The organism is Xenorhabdus budapestensis (genome assembly GCF_002632465.1).
Lineage (GTDB): Bacteria > Pseudomonadota > Gammaproteobacteria > Enterobacterales > Enterobacteriaceae > Xenorhabdus > Xenorhabdus budapestensis.
Map to the genome: position 1 here is coordinate 225344 of NZ_NIBS01000003.1, position 24171 is coordinate 249514.

Annotated in this window: 19 protein-coding genes and 1 riboswitch; of the genes, 4 read left to right on the top strand and 15 right to left on the bottom strand. The window is 44.1% G+C overall.

Annotated features, from left to right (window positions below; translation table 11 throughout):
* Positions 1–35: 35 nt before the first annotated feature.
* The 10 genes from folA to nudF form a co-directional block, all read right to left on the bottom strand.
* A complete protein-coding gene (gene folA / locus Xbud_RS05300) occupies positions 36–521 on the bottom strand; it encodes a type 3 dihydrofolate reductase (RefSeq protein WP_099135079.1) in 486 nt (161 codons plus the stop codon).
* Between the two features lie 275 nt (positions 522–796).
* Positions 797–2074, bottom strand: coding sequence for an insecticidal delta-endotoxin Cry8Ea1 family protein (locus Xbud_RS05305; RefSeq protein ID WP_099135080.1), 1278 nt, complete (start codon positions 2072–2074; stop codon positions 797–799).
* Between the two features lie 102 nt (positions 2075–2176).
* Complete coding sequence (locus Xbud_RS21090) at positions 2177–2575, bottom strand: JHE-like toxin PirA (protein WP_339353669.1); 399 nt, start codon at positions 2573–2575, stop codon at positions 2177–2179.
* 550 nt (positions 2576–3125) lie between these two features.
* Positions 3126–4550 carry a cell division protein FtsP gene (gene ftsP, locus Xbud_RS05315; RefSeq protein WP_099135081.1) on the bottom strand — a complete coding sequence of 475 codons (1425 nt, stop codon included), beginning with the start codon at positions 4548–4550 and terminating at the stop codon, positions 3126–3128.
* Between the two features lie 321 nt (positions 4551–4871).
* On the bottom strand, positions 4872–5612 hold the full coding sequence (locus Xbud_RS05320; protein WP_099135082.1) for a 1-acylglycerol-3-phosphate O-acyltransferase: 741 nt from the start codon (positions 5610–5612) through the stop codon (positions 4872–4874).
* Between the two features lie 84 nt (positions 5613–5696).
* On the bottom strand, positions 5697–7943 hold the full coding sequence (gene parC / locus Xbud_RS05325) for a DNA topoisomerase IV subunit A (protein WP_099135083.1): 2247 nt from the start codon (positions 7941–7943) through the stop codon (positions 5697–5699).
* Between the two features lie 68 nt (positions 7944–8011).
* Entirely contained in the window at positions 8012–9907 is a 1896-nt protein-coding gene (gene parE, locus Xbud_RS05330; protein WP_099135084.1) for a DNA topoisomerase IV subunit B, read from the bottom strand.
* 140 nt (positions 9908–10047) lie between these two features.
* Positions 10048–10656, bottom strand: coding sequence for an esterase YqiA (gene yqiA, locus Xbud_RS05335; protein WP_099135085.1), 609 nt, complete (start codon positions 10654–10656; stop codon positions 10048–10050).
* Positions 10656–11495, bottom strand: coding sequence for a 3',5'-cyclic-AMP phosphodiesterase (gene cpdA / locus Xbud_RS05340; protein WP_099135086.1), 840 nt, complete (start codon positions 11493–11495; stop codon positions 10656–10658). The genes yqiA and cpdA overlap by 1 nt, the downstream gene beginning before the upstream one ends.
* 106 nt (positions 11496–11601) lie before the next feature.
* Positions 11602–12273 carry an ADP-ribose diphosphatase gene (gene nudF / locus Xbud_RS05345; RefSeq protein ID WP_099135087.1) on the bottom strand — a complete coding sequence of 224 codons (672 nt, stop codon included), beginning with the start codon at positions 12271–12273 and terminating at the stop codon, positions 11602–11604.
* Between the two features lie 219 nt (positions 12274–12492).
* Between nudF and tolC the strand changes: the two genes are divergently transcribed.
* From tolC to Xbud_RS05360, 3 genes are all read left to right on the top strand, one after another.
* A complete protein-coding gene (tolC, locus tag Xbud_RS05350) occupies positions 12493–13854 on the top strand; it encodes an outer membrane channel protein TolC (protein ID WP_099135088.1) in 1362 nt (453 codons plus the stop codon).
* Positions 13855–14025: 171 nt separating this feature from the next.
* Entirely contained in the window at positions 14026–14706 is a 681-nt protein-coding gene (locus Xbud_RS05355) for a DUF1190 family protein (RefSeq protein ID WP_099135089.1), read from the top strand.
* A 24-nt stretch (positions 14707–14730) separates the two neighbouring features.
* On the top strand, positions 14731–15891 hold the full coding sequence (locus Xbud_RS05360; RefSeq protein WP_099135090.1) for a glutathionylspermidine synthase family protein: 1161 nt from the start codon (positions 14731–14733) through the stop codon (positions 15889–15891).
* A gap of 5 nt (positions 15892–15896) precedes the next feature.
* On the opposite strand, the gene ygiD is transcribed toward Xbud_RS05360, so the two are convergent.
* Positions 15897–16673, bottom strand: coding sequence for a 4,5-DOPA-extradiol-dioxygenase (gene ygiD / locus Xbud_RS05365; protein ID WP_099135091.1), 777 nt, complete (start codon positions 16671–16673; stop codon positions 15897–15899).
* 329 nt (positions 16674–17002) lie between these two features.
* Entirely contained in the window at positions 17003–17656 is a 654-nt protein-coding gene (gene ribB / locus Xbud_RS05370; RefSeq protein WP_099135092.1) for a 3,4-dihydroxy-2-butanone-4-phosphate synthase, read from the bottom strand.
* A 120-nt stretch (positions 17657–17776) separates the two neighbouring features.
* Positions 17777–18025: riboswitch (FMN riboswitch) on the bottom strand.
* A 178-nt stretch (positions 18026–18203) separates the two neighbouring features.
* Between ribB and ubiK the strand changes: the two genes are divergently transcribed.
* Positions 18204–18482, top strand: coding sequence for a ubiquinone biosynthesis accessory factor UbiK (gene ubiK / locus Xbud_RS05375; protein WP_099135093.1), 279 nt, complete (start codon positions 18204–18206; stop codon positions 18480–18482).
* A 114-nt stretch (positions 18483–18596) separates the two neighbouring features.
* Here ubiK and hldE read toward each other — a convergent pair whose 3' ends face one another.
* The 3 genes from hldE to Xbud_RS05390 all read right to left on the bottom strand — a co-directional run bounded on the left by hldE (position 18597) and on the right by Xbud_RS05390 (position 23946).
* The gene (gene hldE / locus Xbud_RS05380; RefSeq protein WP_099135094.1) at positions 18597–20021 is read right to left on the bottom strand and encodes a bifunctional D-glycero-beta-D-manno-heptose-7-phosphate kinase/D-glycero-beta-D-manno-heptose 1-phosphate adenylyltransferase HldE; all 1425 of its coding nucleotides are present in this window, start codon (positions 20019–20021) and stop codon (positions 18597–18599) included.
* Between the two features lie 96 nt (positions 20022–20117).
* Positions 20118–22985 (bottom strand): bifunctional [glutamate--ammonia ligase]-adenylyl-L-tyrosine phosphorylase/[glutamate--ammonia-ligase] adenylyltransferase, encoded by a 2868-nt coding sequence (gene glnE, locus Xbud_RS05385; RefSeq protein ID WP_099135095.1) that lies wholly within the window; start codon positions 22983–22985, stop codon positions 20118–20120.
* 25 nt (positions 22986–23010) lie between these two features.
* The gene (locus Xbud_RS05390) at positions 23011–23946 is read right to left on the bottom strand and encodes a CYTH domain-containing protein (RefSeq protein ID WP_099135096.1); all 936 of its coding nucleotides are present in this window, start codon (positions 23944–23946) and stop codon (positions 23011–23013) included.
* Between the last annotated feature and the right edge of the window lie 225 nt (positions 23947–24171).

Genomic DNA, 24171 nt, shown 5'->3' on the forward strand with positions numbered 1-24171 from the left:
ACACTCCGTATCTCAAATCTGATTGGCAAATAAGATCACTTGCGCCGTTCCAGGATCTCAAAACAGTAGCCATGCGAATTATGTTCATCTGCATCATGGTATTCGGTAAAGATCGAGTTCCATTCATCTGGTTCATAATCAGGGAAATGAGTATCACCAATCACTTCTGCATCAATATGTGTCAGATACATGCGATTAGCCAGAGGAATAAATTGTTCATAAATTTTACCTCCGCCTACCACCATAACTTCCTCAACATCACCTGCCGCAGCCAATGCTTCTTCGACTGAGCTTACCCAAGTGACACGATCGTCACTGGCTGGCTGACGGCTGATTATGATGTTCAGACGCCCCGGTAAAGGACGACCAATCGATTCATAAGTTACCCTTCCCATTACGATCGGTTTTCCGAGTGTATTACGTTTAAACCAGGCTAAATCGCCCGGCAGAGCCCACGGCATGGTATTTTCCATACCAATAACTCGATCCATAGCCATCGCAGCAATCAAGCTGATATTCATTAAGTCACCTTACAGGCATGTAGTATAAAAACTGTGGACACTATACGGAAAGGGGTAGTTACAGTCGATAAGATTAGCAATTTTATTCAGAACAAATAATTAGCCTATACATCTAATAGATTTCAAGTTACATCGCAACAAAAAAGTAAACTAGCCTTTATTTAGAATAGGAAAGATTACCCCTGATCACATCAATAACTATGTGACCAGGGGGACTCTTTGCAACTAAACAATAACTTGCAACCAAATTACAATTCTAATTCTATTCGCAAATATTATTTTTTGTCAGCCATCATATGATATGAAACGGCAATACCTGCGGCTTGACCAGCAAGTGAAGGCTCATCGCTGGCTAAGCAAATCCCCGCAATATAGTGATGATCAACAGCATATTTTCTGTATTTTTTCGCGTAACGCTCACCAATACGCAATAAACGCCCATCACTTAACTTAAATAACGCCTCATCAACAGCACCATTTCCCCATACTTCCAAACTTTCGATAACACTATCATTTAGTTCAATCGAACTCGTTTCTGAGGTCACCGTACCAAGTATATAAGATGAGCCGTTGGTAAATGTAATTTTAATACCACCAACTCTAGGTGCATTCCCAATTCTTTGTACATATCCAATCAAGGATTGTATTTTATTGTATTTCCCATTGATTAAAGATGGTTTGAAAGGCTCCTGCATTGCATCGTCTTCTGTAAGAGCCTGAATTCTCATTTTGTTAGTCGGACGATCAAATACAGTCGAATAACTGATAATTTTAGGATAGAAACCACTTTCAAGGCTATTATTCTGTATATGCTCGATTAACTCAATACATTCTAAACCATGTAATAAACAATATCCTCTTACAGATAATAAATTATTAGTGACACTCTCAGCTGTTGATGTGTTTATAGCATCATTATATTCATTAGTATACATCGTATGAATATAGTTCTTGGCCTTACCAACTAATTTATCGATAAGTTCTTTTAATTCATTAACTTCAATATCTGTTAACCCAATATCTTTTTTCTTCTCTATTCCCATTTTCCAATAAGGGATCTGTAACATAATAGTGTTAGTATACATTGGGAGAATCTGATAATTTGTTCTATTATCAAAAGATTTGAATCTTTCATCTACACTAACCAGATATCTTGCCAGGAACATATATGCATCATGACTTTCCTGACTGCCAGGCGAGTTTTTCAGCATAGATTCTACATGTTCCATTTTCCCTTTGATCTCTTGTACTTCTCCATTAAGTATTCCTTTAATGGTTTGTAGAACAGCATTCTCTATCATCTGCTCTACTTTTTGGAGAATTTGCTCCCAAGTATTATCTTTCTGCTGAGGCCAAAATAGTCCTAACAGGAAGGATATTGCTGGGCCCGGACCTGGAATGAATCCTATGCCACCAATAACAGCATCCTTTATGATTGACGACATGTCCCATTCATAATCAGGTGTGGACATTGCATAAAGATCCATGGGCATTACGTCAGTCAGTAAAGGCAATGTTTCATTTGTAGATACAGTAATAGGTGTGGTATTCATAATGTTATTTTACCTTAATACCTTAATTAAGCTGTAGTTAAACAATAACTTTTGGATATTTCTTAAATTAAAATCCATTGGTTATAAATAGTTTTTATATCATTATTTATTATATCCAGTAACAAAGGCCCGCTTATCCGTGTCATTATAAATTACGACTTTACTGTAATATAAAGAGTTTCCAGGTGCCTTTAATATTCCGTCCTCTCCTGCTTTCACTATGATAGAGGAAGATTCGAACCATTCTGATGTGAAAGAATGAGACCAATAAAAAACAGCCCTAACTGTTGGTGCAGGGCCAGAGTTGGCTACATAGTAATCGGGACGTGCTTCAGGAATAATAGGCGTATCAATTCTTGTTGCCTGCACAGAAGAATGTGGTTCTATTGTTATATCACTATAATTACCTGACTGTAGGGGGTTCTGATGCTGGTGTATTTGGACCGTAAGTTGTCGATACTGGAGTAGGTTCATTATTACTATTTGTAATTGTAATACCATTAACACCGTTTGTATTTATATTTATTGTGATCATAAAATCCTTTCCTATTGTTAATGAGCAGTGAAAATATAATTTCTCGTTTGTAGAATATTAACTATTTTTATTTTCATGATTTTTTCATATATCATTATATAATTATAGGTTTATCTATAATTATGAATAGTTTCTCCTTACAGTTAATAGTTTATTTTATTAATGGATATATTGAACCTATATTTTTTGCCGCGGGTATTCTAAACATATTGACAAGGTAGTATGAAATATAAAAAATGGCAACTCGGCTTAAAAATTATATTACTTATTTAAGTGTATACTTCAATAAGTAGATGCGGATAATATTTATTGATAAATATTAATCTTAATAGTGTAAGTGCTAAGTACTGTTGTTATTATTAGTGTTACAGTCGTATTTATTTATCTAAACCGAAGATATTTCCATAAGAAAGATTTGAATAATACAGTTTATTGATTATTATCAATACCCGTTTTCTTTATTTCTCCTTCAAATCAGACATGCTAACGACCATGAAAAAGGCCTCATAAGAGACCTTACATCCCCGCCGGACTAACAACCAATTGCCCTGCCACCCCATGATCCGCCATTTCCAATATCTGGCTGTAATACATAAAAGGGTAATGTTCATACGATGGCTGCATCATATTCACCAGCAACTCTGTTCTGCCATCAACCCAGACAGTATCTTTCCAGCCATAATCCTGAGGCTCTGGCCGCACACCGTTGTGGTTGATGACCTTGAATCTGGCACCTTCAATATGGAAAGGTTGTGGAACCGAGGTAGTGACTACCCAACGCTCCCATGCCCCCTGGTGGCTGGTTATATCGATACGGCCTGAATTCAATAATGCGCCATTTATCCCTTGTGTTTCATCCCCTAAAACGATCTGCCGATTGCGAATCGAAGTATTAATTTCCGCCGTATCCACTACAAGCTGAGAGGGTAACGCTTCCGTGACCAGGGGTAATAATCCCCCCGATTTAATGGTCAGAACATTCGTTGAGTGTAATTTGTTGGATGGTTCAAACATCTCTTTCAGGCGATCAATCATGCCAGCAGATTCACCTGCGGTAATAACCACACTATCCACTTTTGACATATCCACCAGCACTTCACGACGTTCTCCCGGTGCAAGAAAAAGTGTCTGTACTGCAACCGGGGCAGGCAACAATCCCTGATCAGTCGCAATCATATAAAAAGGGTTACCATCACTGAGCTGCAATTGGAATCGGCGAGCGTTGGCTGCATTCAATAAACGCAGTCTGATCCAGCCTTTGGCAACTTCAATAAAGGGATCTTCCACACCATTAACAACTAATGTATTACCAAGAAAGCCCTGACCAGCTGAGGCTTTGTCATACCGGGGAGTACCAAAATTATCCAACCGTTTGTCTTGCAGAATAACTGGGAAATCATTAACCCCATAATGTTTAGGCAAAGGCAAGTTACGACTGCTTTCATCTTCTACCAACCACATTCCCGCTAACCCTGCATAAACCTGTCTCGCCATTCGGTGTGGTGTATTAGCGTGATACCAACATGTCGCTGCCGGCTGCTCAATGGGAATGACAGGCGACCAATTTCCGTTAGAGGGGATCAGACGTGATGCTCCACCCATTAATGTTCCGGGTACTTGTAACCCACTTACCGTCATTGAAACAGGCTCTGACAAGCGGTTGCTATATATCAGCTTAACGTTATCTCCTTTACGGACACGAATAGTCGGCCCCAAGTAAAGCCCATTGATACCCCATACCGAAGCCTTATTTTTCCCATCAAAAGACCAGTTGGATTTCTGTAGAGCCAAAAACAGAGGCTGTCCGCCGCGGGATTCCAGCAAAGGGGGAACAGGCAATACCGTTTGTTGATCTTTATTAGCTCGAACCGCAAAAGGGAGCGCCCCTAAACACATTGCCAAACCAGATGCCTGAATAAATTGGCGCCGACTCAGTGACATATTTTCTCCACGGCAGGAATAATCTCCACGACAAGAAAGAATAGCATCCCAATTGATTGCTTATGCATACTCAATAGATTTCGAGTTACATCACGGTGACAAGTGCATGAATTCCCCAATGTGGGGATATTAGGATTTATTATTCTGTCGAATTATGTTCTGTTGATTACGTTTTATCGATTGCGTTTAATAAAAACGTTAACTTATTAAAAAACAATCATATCGCGAATAGGGGATAAATTCTAAAACTATCTTAAATTTATAGTCAGAATTCATCCCCAAACCAGAAAGGAAGGGACTGTAACGCTAGAATATTTAGTTTTAATTCAACTGACTACGTTTGTTAAGTTCGTCTACTTCTTTATCCAGCTCTTCAATCTTGGCTTGCATCATTTGGCGACAATGTTCAGCCAATTCACGCACCTGCTCTTTTGTATATTTCGCCGTATCAATGGGAGGCAACATCTCAACAATAACAGCACCATTATTCCAACGATTGAGTTTTATTCTGTCATGGGTTGAGGAGACGCAAACAGGTACAATCGGTACACCAGCCGCAATGGCCGCATGAAAAGCACCAGTTTTAAACGGCAGTAAACCACGTCCACGGCTGCGAGTACCTTCCGGGAACATCCAGACAGAAACTCGATTCTTTTTGATCTGATCCACAACTTGTGAAATCGTTCCGTGCGCTTTTGTTCGGTTTTCCCTGTCAATCAGGATATTCCCCGTCAGCCAATACAACTGGCCAAAAAAAGGAATAAAGAGCAAACTCTTCTTACCAACAGTCACCGTGCGTGGCTGCACGGCATTCGACATGGTTATCATGTCATAGTTATTCTGGTGATTACCAATATAGATGCTCGAACCATATTGAGAAGTATCTTCAGGAATGCGCTCTATCAATGTGATACCGAATATTTTGTGTAGCTTGCCAAATGCCCGGCCAAAGGTCATCACATGGCTCGGATTACGCGGATTAAATAAACAGTAAATTCCACCAAATATACAGATCAAAATGGTGAACAAAATAACAATGATCCCACGAATAATGGTTAACATAGTTTTCTCTTGCGGTTTCCTGTAGCAAGGCAGGCCAGCATCATACTGGCCCGCTATTAAGGTTATTTGAGATGTTTCTATTTATTACACACTCAGCACTTCTACACGTTCAACGCGCTGTAATCCGCGTGGCAGTGAAGTTCCTTTGCGTCCTCTCTCTGCCCGGAATTTCTGCAAATCCTCAGGGTGAAGCTGCCATTTGCGCTTACCGAAATAAAGCGTAATTGAAGATTTCGGAGACAGTACCAGCAGCCAGCTCAACATATCTTCTCCTGAAGCGGCCTGAGCAGCGGTAATGGAAACAATTTTGTTGCCTTTACCTTTTGAAAGCTGTGGAAGATCTGTGACCGGGAACATCAACATACGTCCTGCTTTAGTGATCGCCAGTAACATATCATCCTGCTCATTGGTGATCTCCAATGGTGGCATGACCTTAGCATTTTGTGGCAACGTGATCAGCGCTTTCCCCGCCCTGTTTTTAGCAATCAGGTCATTGAAAGTACAAATGAAACCATAACCTGCATCGGATGCCATCAAGAATCTTTGATCTTCTTTCGCCATTAACAGATGTTCAACAGATGCCCCTGCCGGTAATGCCAGTTTGCCGGTCAAAGGTTCCCCCTGCCCTCTGGCAGATGGCAAGTCCAATGGGTCAACGGAATAACTACGCCCCGTGCTATCAATAAAGACCACCGGCTGATTACTCTTACCACGAACAGCACTACGGAAACTGTCACCAGATTTGTAATTTAAACCCGCCGGATCGATTTCATGCCCTTTCGCACTGCGCACCCAACCCATTTGAGACATAACAACAGTGATCGGCTCAGATGGCAGGATATCGTGATCGCTCATGGCTTTCGCTTCTGAACGCTCTTTCAGCGGAGAACGGCGCTCGTCACCATAGTTTTCCGCATCCGCAATAATTTCTTTTTTCAGCAGGGTATTCAGCTTACGCTCAGAACCAAGGATAGCCTGAAGTTTGTCCCGCTCTTTTGCCAGCCCATCCTGCTCACCACGGATTTTAACTTCTTCCAGCTTCGCCAAATGACGCAGTTTCAGTTCCAGAACCGCTTCCGCCTGTGTTTCCGTTAATCCAAAACGCTGCATCAGCACTGGTTTTGGTTCATCTTCACTACGGATGATATGGATAACTTCATCAATGTTAAGATACGCTGTCAGCAAACCTTCCAGAATATGCAAACGCTTAAGTACTTTTTCCAGCCGGTGATTCAGGCGGTTACGTACCGTTTCACGCCGGAAAACCAACCACTCACTGAGAATTTCGACCAAACCTTTTACACTTGGACGATTATCCAGACCAATCATGTTGAGGTTAACACGATAGCTTTTTTCCAGATCAGTAGTTGCAAACAGATGATTCATAACCTGCTCAACATCCACACGATTCGTTCTTGGCACAATCACCAAACGTATCGGGTTTTCATGATCGGATTCATCACGTAGATCATCTACCATCGGCAGCTTCTTCGAACGCATCTGGCTTGCAATCTGTTCCAACACTTTCGCACCGGATACTTGATGTGGCAGAGCCGTAATAACAACATTGCTCTCTTCTTTTGACCACACGGCACGCATACGTATTGAACCACGGCCATTTTTGTAGATTTTGCGGATATCTTCTTTTGAAGTGATGATTTCCGCTTCTGTTGGATAATCCGGCCCTTTCACATACTCCATGACTTCATCAAGTGAACATTCAGGTTTATCCAACATAGCAATCAGCGCGTTTGCTACTTCACGTGTATTGTGTGGAGGTATATCGGTCGCCATACCAACAGCAATACCCGTAGTTCCGTTTAACAGGATATTCGGCAGACGCGCGGGCAGCATTTTGGGCTCCTGCAACGTACCATCAAAGTTTGGCACCCAATCTACAGTACCGTGACCAAGTTCACTCAGCAGTAATTCTGCATATTTAGACAGGCGGGATTCGGTATAACGCATCGCCGCAAAAGATTTTGGATCATCCGGAGCACCCCAGTTCCCCTGACCATCCACCAATGGATAACGGTAGGAGAAAGGCTGTGCCATCAAGACCATCGCTTCATAACAGGCTCCATCTCCATGTGGATGGTATTTACCCAGTACATCACCGACAGTACGGGCAGATTTTTTGAATTTTGCACTGTTATTCAGCCCAAGTTCTGACATCGCATAGACAATACGACGCTGAACAGGCTTTAAGCCATCACCGATAAAAGGCAGCGCCCTGTCCATGATGACGTACATGGAATAGTTCAAATAGGCGTTTTCAGTGAATGTGTGGAGCGGTTGACGCTCTACACCATCGTGAGTTATCTCACTCATGTATTAATTTCCTCAGAATCTGTCTTGACTACCGTGCGCTATGCTTCTGTTGGTTACCCTAAGCGGCGCTATAACTCAATCTCGATGGCATCACCCTTTTCTTGCAGCCAATTACGGCGATCTTCCGAGCGTTTTTTCGCCAGAAGCATATCCATAACGGAGAGGGTTTCCTGATAATTCTCATCGTTGATAGTCAATTGCACCAGACGGCGAGTATTGGGATCTAATGTAGTTTCACGCAATTGCATTGGGTTCATTTCACCCAACCCTTTGAAGCGCTGAACATTCGGTTTGCCACGCTTGCGGCTCAGGCGGTCCAATATCGCACTCTTTTCACCTTCATCCAGTGCATAGTGCACCTCTTTACCAAGGTCAATGCGATACAATGGTGGCATTGCCATATAAACATGACCACGTCTTACTAATATCGGAAAATGGCGGACAAACAAGGCGCACAAAAGTGTTGCAATATGCAAGCCGTCAGAATCCGCATCCGCCAGAATACAGATTTTACCGTAACGTAGTTGGCTGATATCTTCACTATCAGGATCAATACCGACGGCTACAGAAATATCATGCACTTCCTGTGAAGCCAGTACCTCATCTGAAGAGACTTCCCATGTGTTCAGGATCTTACCGCGCAGAGGCATAATCGCCTGAAATTCACGATCACGTGCTTGTTTGGCAGAACCGCCTGCGGAATCCCCTTCCACCAGAAACAGTTCAGTGACATTCAGATCCTGTGACGTACAATCTGCCAGTTTACCCGGTAGTGCAGGGCCATTGGTCAGTTTTTTACGCACGACTTTCTTTGCTGCACGCATACGGCGCTGTGCACTGGCAATTGCCATTTCAGCCAGTTGTTCGGCTTCCTGAATATGTTGGTTCAGCCACAGACTGAAAGCATCTTTGACAACACCGGAAACAAAGGCCGCAGACTGGCGCGATGATAAGCGCTCTTTAGTCTGTCCGGCAAACTGTGGATCCTGCATTTTGAGGGATAACACATAGGCACAGCGATCCCAGATATCATCTGCGGAAAGTTTAACACCGCGAGGCAGTATGTTGCGGAATTCACAGAACTCACGCATTGCATCCAACAACCCTTGACGCAAGCCATTGACATGGGTTCCGCCTTGTATCGTCGGGATCAGGTTAACATAGCTTTCTCCCAACAATTCGCCACCTTCCGGCAGCCAGAGCAAAGCCCAGTCAACCGCTTCGGTTTCACCGCTGAGAGTGCCCACAAATGGCGATTGCGGTAATGTCACCAGCCCATTGACGGCTTCCAGCAAATAATCTGTCAGACCATCGGCATAACACCATTTTTGTTCTGTTCCTGCCAGTTTGTCCTTAAAGACAATTTCCACACCCGGACACAAGACCGCCTTCGCTTTCAGAAGGTGAGTCAAGCGCGAAGTCGAGAAGCGAGGAGTATCGAAATAACTTTCATCCGGCCAGAAATGAACACTGGTGCCTGTATTACGTTTTCCGCAACTGCCGATAACTTCCAGCTCCTGCACCTTATCGCCATTTTCAAAAGCGATCTGATGAACCTGGCTGTCACGACGAACGGTCACTTCAACTCGTTTGGACAGGGCATTAACTACTGAAATCCCCACGCCATGCAAGCCGCCAGAAAATTGGTAGTTTTTATTGGAAAATTTGCCACCTGCATGCAGGCGGGTCAGGATCAACTCAACTGCTGATACTTTTTCTTCAGGATGGATATCAACCGGCATACCACGGCCATCATCTATCACTTCCAGAGACTGATCGCTGTGGAGGATCACTTCAATATGCTTCGCGTGACCAGCTAGCGCTTCGTCCACACTATTATCGATCACTTCCTGTGCCAGATGATTCGGACGGGCTGTGTCGGTATACATTCCTGGACGACGACGAACTGGCTCCAGGCCACTGAGGACTTCAATGGCCTCTGCGTTATAACTAGATTGAGTCATGTTGTAATTCTGTCGGTTGCTTCATGATTTAAAGAGGGTCAATCAGTATTGATTACCCTGCGTTTCCCGGGTTACCGATTTATTGGTTGCGGCCTCACCCGAAAATCCATTGGGTAGATACTGTTGATAATACCAGTCACTTACTTGTTTTTGGCAATTTTTTTACTATCACCACTGGTTAGCCCCAAGAAGTCAATGATTTGAGGAAAATAGTATTCGAAACCAATAAAAGCATGATTCCCACCTGATTCGACCGTCTGCCTGCATTGCATCAGGTATGCAACTGCCTGACGGTAATCCAGCACTTCGTCCCCGGTTTGTTGCAATAACCAGATAAGATCCGGTGACTCCAACGGGTCAATGTGCATCACTTTGAGATCATAGATGTGGCTTTGTTCAAGAGTATACCGCTCTTTGGTATAGGGGTTCACGTTTTCCCCGAGATAATCCTGAAGAATATCGAATGGGCGAACCGCAGGATTAACGACTACAGCTGGCAGGCCAAAACATTGTGAAAGCCAAATCGCCAGATAGCCACCGAGTGAAGAACCGACCAAACCAATGTGTTCCCCGGCACGACTTATTACCAGTTCTTCCAGCAAGGCGGCTGCATCTTCAGGATAAGGAGGTAATTGTGGCACCAACATATCTATTTCAGAATGCTGCTGGTGCAGCCATGTTTTCAGCGTATTTGCTTTCTCTGATTGTGGCGAACTGTTAAAACCATGTAGATAAAGTAACGTTGACATTAATACCCGTCCGAATCTAAATCCGGGCAAAATTCATTACTCTTGAGCCTGTGAAGCTGCGTTTGCAATTTCGCTTCTCCCTCGCCAGTCACAGACAATTCAAGATAACGCCAACCCGGGGCCACTGTATCAAGCATAAAATTAGTACAATGTGGTTTAAATTGCACACAGGTTGATGGCGTCGCCATAACACGAATACCATTCCACATGTCATCCAGTTCCTGATGAATGTGCCCACACAGCATTGTTTTCACCTGCGGTTTATCTTTCAAGAATTCTGCTAATGCAGGAGCATTACGTAAACAATGCTGATCCAGCCAGGTGCAACCCGATGGTACAGGATGGTGGTGCAACATGACAATCGCATAACGATCACTGTGCTCATCCAGGCATTTTGTCATCCACTCAAGCTGATAATCCGTTAATTCACCGTAAGGAACTCCCTGCACTTGACTGTCCAGCATGATTAATTGCCAGTGTTGACCAATGAATATTTGCTTAGAAAGAGGGAGACCCGCAGCTGCCAGTACATCAACCATTGCAGGCTGATAGTCATGATTACCGGGCAACCAAACGCAAGGGGCAGACAAACGGGCAACGCCTTCAACAAAATGTTGATAAGCACCGATAGTTTGATCCTGAACCAAATCACCTGTAGCAACTACCAAATCGATATCGAGATTCTGCTCAAGGATCGCATCCAGCACAGCATGATAACTGCAGTAGGTATTAACACCTAGCAGCGAGTTACCCTTATTAGCGAAAAGGTGCATGTCGGTGATTTGCAATATTCTTGCTGTGGCACCTTTTGCCACAGGTATTTCAAGCAGGCGTTCCAAATGGTTTCCTTTTCCTGTCGATCATAGGAGATTATTCTAACGTACCTTTTCACATAAGATCTGCTGACTGGGGCACACTTCACGTTTCCCAAGGCAAATTTAGAGATTATATCTCCAACCACGCTTTTTTGAGTTTTTCATGGTGCAACGTCAACCACTGTATTGCAATAACTGAAGCCGCATTATCGATAATTCCCTCCTCTACCCATTGGTAAGCCTGTTCACGACTGACAGTCAGCACCCGGATATCTTCATTTTCACCTTCCAGACCATGAATACCAAAAGCAGTAGAAGAATCGACTTCCCCAACAAAAATATGCATACGCTCTGTTGTTCCTCCGGGGCTTGAAAGGTAACTCAATGTCGGTTGACAACGTTTGACCTCAATACCCGCTTCCTCCATCGCCTCACGGCGAACAACCTGCTCGGCATCTTCCCCTTCTTCAATCATGCCTGCAATCACTTCTAGCAACCACGGCGTCTGACTGGTTTCAATTGCCGGAATGCGGATTTGTTCAATCAGAACTACTTCATCACGTATCGGATCATAAGGTAACAAAACGCCTGCATGACCTCGCTCAAACACTTCACGTTTAATGGTTTCGCTCCATCCTCCACAAAACAGACGGTGCCTGAATTGATATTCCGTCATTTTAAAAAAACCACGGTAGAGCGGTTTGCGAGAAATAACTTCAACATCTTGTTTCGTAAAAGTACGTGGTTTTGTAGAAACTAGAGATTTTGCAGAAACAAGCGGTGAGGTAAGATCTTCACGCATAAAGACTCCTGATTGTTATCTTTTAATTACCTATTATTAAAATGTATTTTGTCATATTGGTCTAAATAAATTCATTTTGAAGATACAAACAGACCGGAAAATAAGGCAATATGGCACAAACAGCCACCCTGTCCTGCAAGTATTCTCTGCTAGAATCTGTAATATTGTTTTTTATGCAGAGGCAACTTAGGCAAAATAGCTGCACAACAAGGAACGCAAATGAAAAAATTGCTATCTCTTTTTATCGCTATAAATCTGGTAGGTTTCAGTACCTCAAGCCATGCAGAAGATCTATTGCAAATTTACAAACAGGCAAAAGAAACTAACCCTGAATTGCTTAAGGCGCTGGCTGACCGCAATTCGGTTTTTGAAGGAATTAATATAGCCCGTAGTCCTTTGTTACCTCAATTAGAGTTAGGGGCGGGAGTTAACTATGGCAAAAGTTTTCGCAATAGCAAACAAGAAAACTATAGTACTGATGCGAAGTTAACTCTGAGCCAGACGATTTTCGATATGTCCATATGGAACAAACTGAGTCAGGCTGAAAAGAATGCGGGAATTGCCGATATTACTTACCAAAAAACCCAGCAACAATTAATTCTGGATACTGCCAAAGCCTATTTTGATGTTCTGAGTAAGATTGATTCTCTGACCTATACCGACGCCCAGAAAGCTTCACTGTATCGACAATTAGATCAAACAACCCAACGCTTCAATGTAGGACTAGCCGCCATTACTGACGTGCAGAACTCCCGTGCCCAATATGACACCATTCTGGCACAGGAAGTTTCTGATCGTAACAACCTGGACAACTCTCTGGAACAATTACGTCTGATTACCGGAGTTTATTATCCACAGCTGGCTTCATTAAATATTGAACGCTTCAAGACAAATAAACCAAAACCTGCCGAAGTTATACTAAAAGAAGCTGAAACCCGCAATCTGAGCTTGTTATCCGCACGTTTGACACAAGATTTGAGACGCGAGCAAATTAAAGAGGCACAGACTGGCTATATGCCAACCATCAGATTATCGGCAAGTACAGGGGTCGATAATGAACATTCCCGTAACGGTCAATACAGCAATCGATATTCTGGAAATAATTCTGTCGGTGTGTCATTAAATCTGCCACTTTATAGCGGCGGTGCAACCAGTTCTCAAGTTGAGCGGGCCAAATATGATTTTGTCGCCAGTAGCCAAGAGCTGGAAAATACTTACCGCAAGGTAATTCAGGATGTACGTTCTTCCTCCAATAATATTTCGGCCTCTATCAGTAGCATTGAAGCTAACAAACAAGCTGTACTCTCTGCCGAAAGCTCATTACACTCCACAGAGGCTGGTTATCATGTAGGAACCCGTACCATCGTTGACGTACTGAATTCCACCTCTAAGCTGTACGAGACGAAACGGAGTCTCTCTCAAGCGCGTTATACTTACCTGATCAATCTGTTAATTAATCAGCAGGCCCGCGGTACTTTAAATGAAGAGGATCTGGCGGCACTGAACAACCTGTTAGGTTCACAGGTTCCAACTTCCGCCAGCAGTATTATTAAAGAGATGAAAACGCCATCAATTCGATGAATTAATGCACTATCGTTTTCAATTAAAAAACGTTACATTAAAGAAGCTATACTAAAAAAGCAGCCCGCCGTTGTGTGGGCTATTTTTTAATAAGATCCCCGGGAGCCATCCCATTGCGCATCATTGGTGGGATTTGCTCTTAATCTGATACCTTTAAGATGGATGTCCCCTATGACAATGAAACGGACAAAAGAGATTAACCGTGATAATTTTCGTAAAGCATGGCGAAATTATCGTCTTGCACCTGTGGCAATCGCTGTCAGTGCGGTTTTCATGCTTTCTGCTTGTGAACAGAACGATGAAACGGTATCGCTCTATACCAATGCCGATGAGTGTTCCAAGGCAAATCCTTCTCAAAGTGAACAATGCACTATCGCTTATAACAACGCTCTGAAAGAAGCGGAAAAAACGGCACCGAAATATGCAACCCGTGAAGACTGTGTTGCTGAGTTTGGTGAACAACAATGTGCTCAGGCCCCTGCACAGGCAGGCGTTGGTAATCAGGCTCAGGCACAAAGCAGCAGCGGTAGCTTCTGGATGCCGTTGATGGCAGGTTACATGATGGGTCGCTTGATGGGCGGTAACTCAGCCCCTTCACAACCGCTGTTCTCATCAAAATCTGCCAGCAGCCCGGCTAATGGCAAGTTTGTTGATGCAACAGGTAAGAGTTATGGCCCGGCTACGGCTGGCGGTCGTACCATGTCTGTACCCAAAACAGCAATGGCACCAAAACCAGCAACCACAACGACCATTACTCGTGGTGGGTTCGGTGATACAGTAGCAAAACAATCTAGTATGCAGCGTTCATCTGCTGGCTCAAGCTCCAGCTCTTCCCGTTCAATGGGCGGTTAAGTCAACGTGAGTGATTAAATAAAGATGAAACGCATTAATATTACTGAGCGCCCGGACTGGCGCGAAAAAGCAACAGAATATGGTTTCAATTTCCACACCATGTATGGTCAGCCCTACTGGAGTGAAGAAGCTTATTATCAATTCAATCTGAGCCAGATTGAAGAAATTGAAGGCACCACCGAAGAACTGCATCAGATGTGTTTGCAGGTTGTGGAAAAAGTCGTCAACAGTGAAGAATTGCTGACAAAGTTTCAGATCCCTAAGCATTGTTGGGAATTTGTCCGTTCTTCATGGGTAACCAGCCAACCTTCACTCTATTCCCGCCTGGATTTAGTCTATGACGGCCAGAATCCACCAAAATTGCTGGAAAACAATGCAGATACCCCGACATCGCTGTATGAATCTGCTTTCTTCCAATGGATCTGGCTGGAAGACCAGATGAATGCCGGCAATCTGCCTTCAAATGCAGATCAGTTCAATAGCTTGCAAGAAAAACTGATTGAGCGTTTTGAGCAGTTACGTGAAAAACACGGGTTTGGCCTGTTGCATATGGCGTGTTGTCAGGATAGTGAAGAAGATCGTGGCACAATCCAATATCTACAGGATTGTGCCTCAGAAGCAGGTATTGCAACAGAATTTTTGTTTATTGAAGATATTGGTCTTGGTGAAAAGGGACAGTTTACCGACTTGCAGGATCAAGTGATCGGTAATCTGTTTAAGCTGTATCCGTGGGAATTCATGCTGCGTGAAATCTTCTCGACCAAGCTGGCTGATGCAGGAGTCCGTTGGCTGGAGCCTGCATGGAAGAGCATTATTTCTAACAAAGCGTTACTGCCAATGCTGTGGAAGATGTTCCCGGATCACCCAAATCTGTTGCCTGCTTATTTTGCTGATGAACGCCCGTCAGAGATGAACAGCTATGTAATTAAGCCTTTCTTCTCCCGTGAAGGGGCCAATATTCGTATTATCGAAAATGGCCGGGAAGTTGCCAACGCCGATGGCCCATATGGTGAAGAAGGGATGATCGTTCAGCAGTTTCATGCTCTGCCGAAATTCGGCGATAGTCATGCGCTGGTAGGTAGCTGGTTAGTCAATGATCAAGCGGCGGGTATCTGTATTCGTGAAGATCGTGAATTAATCACACAAGATCTGTCCCGTTTCTACCCGCACATTATTCTGGATTAAGTTATTTATCCGAATTGGATTGTCAACATACTCAAAGAGCCGTCTTCAATACCTTCAACAGGCGTTGAAATTGGCTCTTTTTTATCCCATGTTCCCAACACATAGAAAAGTGGCAGAAAGTGTTCTGATGTCGGGTGAGATAACTTACCATCTTCCCTGTCCAGGGCCTGCAATAAAGGATGTGGTTCCTCAAGGCTGGTCAAATTCTCTCTCACAAACTGCTCAAAAGACAGAGCCCACGAATAAGGATCAGCTCCTACCTGCTCTGCAAGCTGGTTATGCACCACATTCCCGCTTCCTATGATCATAACGCCTTCATCACGGAGCATAGATAATTTTTTACCCATCTCATAATAGAAAGAAGCGGATTGATTACGATCTATACTCAATTGGATGACAGGAATATCCGCATCAGGATACATTTTAGCTAATATTCCCCAAGTGCCGTGATCTAATCCCCATTCTTCAAAATCAGTTTCGACCTCAATGGGTTCAAGAATATCCTGTACCAATACAGCCAGTTCAGGAAAACCTTTCGCTGGATACTGTTTCTCATGTAACTCTCTGGGAAAATTGCCAAAATCATGGATAGTTCTTGGTCGGGCCATTGCCGTAACAGCCGTGCCGTTTGTATACCAATGTGCAGAAATCACCAGAATTGCCCTTGGTCTGGGTAACTTTTGTCCCAATCCGAACCAGGCACGTGAATAACAGTTGTCTTCAATGGCATTCACTGGACTACCATGACCAATGAATAATGCGGGTATTCTCAGGAGACTCATTTTCGTCCCTCATGCGGCAAATCAAACACGATAAATTATGATAATGACAAAAAAATTATGGCAAGATTATGAAGCTTCTTCCTTGAATATGACCAATCAAAAAATAATGGAGCACTTCAAAAATACTGAAAGGCCACAGGGTGTGGGCTGCGGCCTTACAAGCGTACATGCGATATAACTGATATATTCTACCCCGTCCGGCGCTTTATGCCGAACTATTTTTACCCTTCATCCTTCAATTTGCAGTTTTATTGGCTGCGTATTGAGAACTATGGGGGATTCCATGCTAGTGGAAGAAAATCTCAGTAGTAAGAAACAACTATGCTGAGTCAACTAACCGCTTTTTCCAGCTTAATACGATAATCAACCAGATCTTCAATGGTGACCACTGGCATATCGTGCTGTTTTGCAAACTCGATAACCTCAGGCGCTCTGGCCATTGAGCCATCATCGTTTGTCAGTTCACACAGCACCCCTGCTGGTTTGAAACCCGCGAGTTTCACCAAATCAATCGTCGCTTCGGTATGACCACGACGGGTTAACACCCCCCCATTCTGTGCCCGCAGAGGGAAGACATGCCCTGGGCGATTCAGATCATTTGGTTGTGCATCATCTGCTATGGCTGCACGAATGGTAGTAATACGATCTGCGGCGGAAACTCCGGTTGTCACTCCCTGTGCAGCTTCAATAGTGACAGTGAAAGCTGTCTGATATTGGCTGGAGTTGTTTTCGACCATCATAGGTAACTGCAATTGCTGACGGTGTTTTTCCGTCATACAAAGGCACACAATCCCGCTGCCATGGCGGATAGTTAATGCCATTTGTTCCACGGTCATAGTTTCGGCAACGAAAATCATATCCCCTTCATTTTCACGATTTTCATCGTCCAGTACCATTACACCACGGCCTGCACGCAAAGCAGCTATCGCACGTTCGACACGTTCAAATGGAGTACCATAGGAAGAAAGTAGCGTCTGATTCATGGTAAAGAAGCCTCTTTAAAAATATATGGATTACCAGAATCAGGGCGATTTTGAGGAGTTAATATTGCTTAAAAATATAGCAATAAAAACAACAGACGAGCGCAAGCACCCGGTTGATGCTGTTATTCTCTCCCATCCGGACTATCACCGTCGGCTCCAGAATCACACTGGATCTGCTGACCTCTGTTTTATCCTCAGTTGTTACGATAACCAGTTACGACAATTAGTTTCTGACAACCAATTTTTGACAACACGTTTCTAGCAATAAAAGGATAACGACAAACAGAGCGCTCGCGGGCTTCATGAAATCACCAGAAGTCATTTCACTTTACCGCCGGTAGGGACTTTCACCCTGCCCTGAGATAAACAATTTGACTATAACGTTTATAATTTATCAGGGTAATCGACAAAAGCAAATATAAAACCGCTCTCTCAATCATTCATTTGTGCTTTCGCCAACAGGTATTAAAATAGCGACAACACTGTTTTGTTATTCATTTAACAGCCCTGTCATTTCAACAACGCAGCCATTAAAAGGATTATCATCATGCTTGATCCAAAAAAAATTGAACAAATTGCCCGCCAAATCCACAGTGCTATGCCGAAAGGCGTAAAAGAGTTCGGTGATGATGTAGAGAAAAAATTGCGTACTATATTGCAATCCCAACTGAGTAAACTGGATCTCGTCAGTCGTGAAGAGTTTGATATCCAGACTCAGGTATTACTGCGTACCCGTGAAAAATTGGTTAGTATGGAACAGCGCCTGAGTGAACTGGAAGCCCGTCTCGAAAGCCAACAACCGAGTGCTGAAAAGAAAGCTGAATAACGGTATTAAGGAGAATTACTACAAGACACAATTCTCCCAATTCTTCAAGCAATGCCGTTTATGTTACAAGTTAAATCACGAAAGGAACATAACGGCATTATAATGCAGGTAAACTTACTGATTTTTAATCATTTTGATGATATTGGTCGTTGAGATCCCATCTTCAAAATTTAATACCTTCACTTCTCCACCAGCAGCCCAGACTTCTTTGCTACCGGCAATCTCTTCTGGCTTATAATCTCCACCTTTGACCAGGATATCAGGCAAAATTCCCGCAATTAAGCGCTGTGGAGTATCTTCTTCAAATGCCACTACCCAATCCACCGATTCCAACGCAGACAATACGAGCATCCGTTGTTCCAGTGGATTCACTGGCCGTGTTTCCCCTTTCAGGCGCTTGGTTGAAGCATCACTGTTCACCGCCACGATCAGACGATCACCCAGTTTACGGGCATTGGACAAATAAGATACATGACCAGCATGGAGAATATCAAAACAACCATTAGTCATCACGATACGTTCACCGCGCTGACGCGCCTGTTCGACGACTTCTTTCAGACGTGATTCATTCATCACACCAAAGCCTGTTTCTGCACGACCACGTACTGCGTTTTCCAGTTCCACCTGAGAAACAGTAGATGTTCCCAATTTTCCAACCACGACTCCTGCGGCTGCGTTAGCAAGATAACAGGCCTCCGCCAATGGTTTTCCTGCTGCAATTGCCGTTGCCAAAACACCAATCACTGTGTCACCAGCCCCCGTTACATCAAAAACTTCTTGTGCCTGAGTTGGCAAATGCAGAGGTGGCTGTCCCACACATAGCAAACTCATACCTCGTTCAGAACGGGTGATCAACAGGGCTTTCAGTTCCAGATCCTGCACCAGTTGTGTGCCTTTCTGCACCAGCTCGTCATCATCTTTACAATGACCAACCACAGCTTCAAATTCTGACATATTCGGTGTCAGCAATGTTGCACCCCGGTAACGTTCAAAATCGTTGCCTTTGGGGTCGATCAAAACTGGGACACCCGCGTCATTCGCCAATTTGATCATTGCCTGAACCTGATGCAACGCTCCCTTGCCATAATCTGAAAGCACCAGCGCTCCGATATGTGGCAAGGATTGCTGGATTTTTTCCAACATTGGCTGTGCGTCTACGCCCTGGAACCCTTCTTCAAAATCCAGACGGATCAGTTGCTGATTACGGGATAGAATACGTAGCTTGGTGATGGTTGGATGCGTTGCCACAGGAACAAAATCACACTTAACTTTCACGCTACTGAGTTTTTCGCTCAATGCCCGCGCAGCATCATCAATACCCGTCAATCCCACCAAATGTGAATGGGCACCCAGTGACGCGATATTCATGGCGACGTTAGCCGCTCCTCCCGGACGCTCTTCAATGGTATCGACCTTAACGACAGGAACCGGAGCTTCCGGTGAAATGCGGCTGGTTGGGCCGTACCAATAACGATCTAACATAACATCACCAACAACCAAAACGCCTGCACGGTGAAAATCAGGGAGTGCTACGTTCATCCCATGCTCCAAATATCAAAATAAATTGTTGCGGATATTACCATAACCAGCCTAAATGCCAGCAAGAACCTCAGAAAAAGCCTATTTCTCTCTGGCTTATTCTTCCTGATTAGCGCCAAGCCACTTCTGCCAGCTATTGTGCACCAGTGCTTTCTGCTGGCTGAAACGTTCAGCAGAGACACAATTGGATAACGCCTGCAAAGTAAGATGATGTAGTTCATTGCGCAGGGTGATATAAGCCTGCTTCAATGCCACTGCTTCCTGTTCATCCATAATATTGTGTTCAGCCATGAGTTCAAAAATGCGTACATTATCAGACCAGCGGGTCAATCTGGCATTTTCCTGTGCATAACGCAGTACCTGATATTGAGCGATAAATTCAATATCGGTGATCCCACCGGGATCAGTTTTAATATCAAACTGGCTATCTTGATGACTTCCCAAATGCCGATACATTTTTTCCCGCATCTCACGTACCTGCTGACGCAGCAGATCAGGCTCACGTGGCATACATAACGTTTCCCGACGAATACGTTCAAAATCCGCCCGCATTTTTTCATCGCCGAATACCATACGGGCCCGAATCAATGCCTGATGCTCCCACGTCCACGCTTCGTTTTTCTGATAATCATCAAAAGCTTCAAGGGTACTGACCAACATCCCTGATTCACCGGACGGACGCAAACGAGCATCAACTTCATACAACACGCCCGAAGCCGTCCGGGTACTGAACAAGTGAATAATGCGCTGAGCAAGACGCAAATAGAATTGACGGGCATCAATAGAACGAGCGCCATCAGTCATTACGCCCATCGGACAATCCAGTAAAAATACTAGATCCAAATCAGAACCATAACCCAGTTCCCAACCGCCCAATTTGCCATAACCAATAATGGCAAAACCAAGCCCCTGACGCTGAGATAAATGTGTCGGTACACCATAACGTTTTACCATCTGATGCCAGGCCTGTTGAACTACCGCACCGATAATCGCTTCTGCCAGATAAGTCAGGTGATCACTGACTTTCATAATCGGCAGGGCACCTGCTATGTCTTCTGCGGCTATCCGCAATAATTGCGCCTGTTTGAATTGTCTCAACGCCTCCAGCAATTGTTCCTCATCATCTTCAGGGATGCGCAATAAATATTGATACAGTTCATCCCGATAAGCCTCCAGAGGCAAAGGCTCGTACAATGACGCAGGATCGAGTAATTCATCTAATAATAAAGGATGGCGGCTAAGTTGGCTGGCAATCATCGGAGAAGCAGCACACAGACGAATAACGTGGGTCATCACCTGTTCTGATTCCAGCATCAGCTCCAGATAAGTTGTTCGGCTGACAATACTGAGCAGCAAAGGAATAATCCGCTCCAGCACAGTATTTGTATCTTCCCTTGCACCCATTTTCTTTGCAGCAATCTTTGCCAAAAGACGCGGCATCAAATGATCCAGTACATCACGCCCCCGTGGGCCAATGGTGCGCTTACTGATATCGTGGCGTAACAGGGCAACCATATCGAACATTTTCTGAGTTTCAGACTCATTCAGGTGAGGAGCAAGTACCATTAGTTCATCCCTGTTCAGGCTTTCCTGCCATAAACTTTTAAACGGTACATGTGCAGCTTCCTCATTATTTTCCTCCGTTTCATCTCCTATAAGATGCTGAAAAATGCCCCGGACGGCAGACATTTTTTTCTCTACTTCCACGATTAATTCATTCCAGTCAGCAAATCCCATACCCCAGGATAAACGGGCACGATCCAGCTCATTCTCCGGTAAAGTTTGTGTCTGTTGATCACGAATGGATTGCAGCAAATTCTCCAACCGACGCAAAAACAGATAACTTTCTTCCAGTTGCCTGACCTGCTCTGTGGTCAATAACGCCAATGTTTCAATGGATTTCAGTGTCAACAATAATGAGCAGGATTGCAGGCTTGGCTCCCGTCCTCCACGGATCAATTGAAATACCTGTGTGATAAATTCAATTTCCCGGATACCTCCCGCTCCCAGTTTAATGTTGTCTTTTAAACCCCGTCGGCGCACTTCCCGCTCAATCATGCCTTTCATATTGCGTAAAGATTGGATCACGCTGAAATCAATGTAACGACGAAATATAAATGGCCTCAACATCTGACGTAGCTCATGACAATATGCCTGATCATCAGACCCCAAAATCCGGGCCTTTATCAAGGCGTAACGCTCCCAGTCCCGTCCCTGTTCCTGATAATAATCCTCCAGCGCCGGAAAGCTGAACACCAACGGCCCACTGTCACCAAACGGACGCAATCGCATATCAACACGATAAACAAAACCATCCACCGTCTGTTGATCCAATACCTTGATAAGTTTCTGCCCCAATCGGGTAAAAAACTGAGAGTTATCCATCTCGCGGCGACCACCTTGTGTCACACCATTTTCTGGATACGCAAAAATCAGATCGATATCAGAGGAAAAATTAAGTTCTCCTCCTCCCAGTTTCCCCATGCCAAGGATCAACAGCGGCTGCGCTACACCCGCTTGATCAGTCGGTGTTCCCCAATCCTGACAACAATGCCGATACAACCAATCGCGGGCAGCAATAATCAGACTTTCAGCTAACACACTCAATTGTTGCAATGTTTGTTCTGTCGTGCTTATTTGCAGTGCTTGCAACCATGCGATTCTTACCAGCATCTTGTGACGAAAAAGACGCAGAGTCCGCATCAATGAATTCTCATCCCCCACTGCTGACAAAGCCTGATTCAACCAATCTGCGTAGTGTTGCCACTCATCAGGCTGAGGGGGATTCTGACAAATTTCAACCAACCATACAGGACGTGACAGTATGTTTTCTGCGACAAAATCACTCAGTGCCAATACTACCTGTTCATGAGGTGCAAAGGCTTCTGTCGTTTCTATCGCTTGCTGGAAATTCGCAATAACATGTTGTAATTGGTGAGTTAAAATTGATGAAAGTGGCAACATAAGTAAGGCTTCCCTTTTTAAATTGTTATTGAGCCATCAACCACTGAATCAACGCCAGTTTGCATTGCAACCATTTTGCGCTGTAACACAATACTTCTGCATCACCTGTAGAAAGTGCCTCTTTTAATTCAGGTAATAAACCCAGTGCCGGAGCCGTTTCACCCTGCTTTTCAGTCAGAAGTTTTACCCATTCCAGAGTCTGTTCTAATCCTGTTTTTCCTGTGGCTATTCCTGCCAACCACTCTTCCTCCTGCGCCTGCCACTGATCCAGAATTCCGGCAAGAAGAACAGATAACGGTTGCTGCCATTCGAGTGCTTCAAGTGCCTTTCCTTCCACCAACTTGGCAGGAGATCTATTACTGGCAAGAGCATATCCCCGTGCAGCCTTACTTTTGTTCGCCAGCCGCAAACCACCCTGTATTGCCAGTTCATCTGCTAATAACAACACATCTGACACATCGCCTGTTTTCAGCTCCAGTTCAAACTCACAAATTGGCGAGGTTCTCTCTCCGGCCCGGATTTCCCCTTGATCCAACACAACTTCAATTTCACTCTGACCATAATTCACAACCCATTTTTCACGGCAAAAATCTGTACTGAACAGTTCAGTCAACTGAGCCTGCAATCGGGTAAGGTCAGTATTCTCAGGCCAGATTTCAGCAGGAAAGCGGGCTAAATCCAGTTCTGGCTGCTGAAGAGCAACATTAAATTCCGGCCGCTGATGGAGACCTCCGATAACTCGCCCCGCTGTTTTGATAGTCATTTCATACTGTTCATCGAAACTACGGATACGCAATCCCATATCCCAACGACGCAATTGACTATTCGGTGTTTCAAAGTAAATATTAGTTAAATGTTGTGGTGAAGTGTAATGATTAGGAAGCTGAAACAACTGGTTACGAATTGCCGATATCGTTTCGGGTTTTACAGACAGTTTCAACTCTATCTCTACAGAACGCATATTTTTTCTCTCTCAATTAACACAGGGCGGATCATGTTTAACCCTAACCACAACTTTTTTCAGGAACAGGAAAAATAAACCACAACTGTGTGTTATCTCAACAATGATTGTGTTATCTCAACAATAATTCTGTTACATCGCCAAGTAATCGTATTACTCCGCCAAAAAAGCGCTAACAATGCCTGTATTCGATCAGTTAAATGAGGATTCATTCTGGTTTACTGA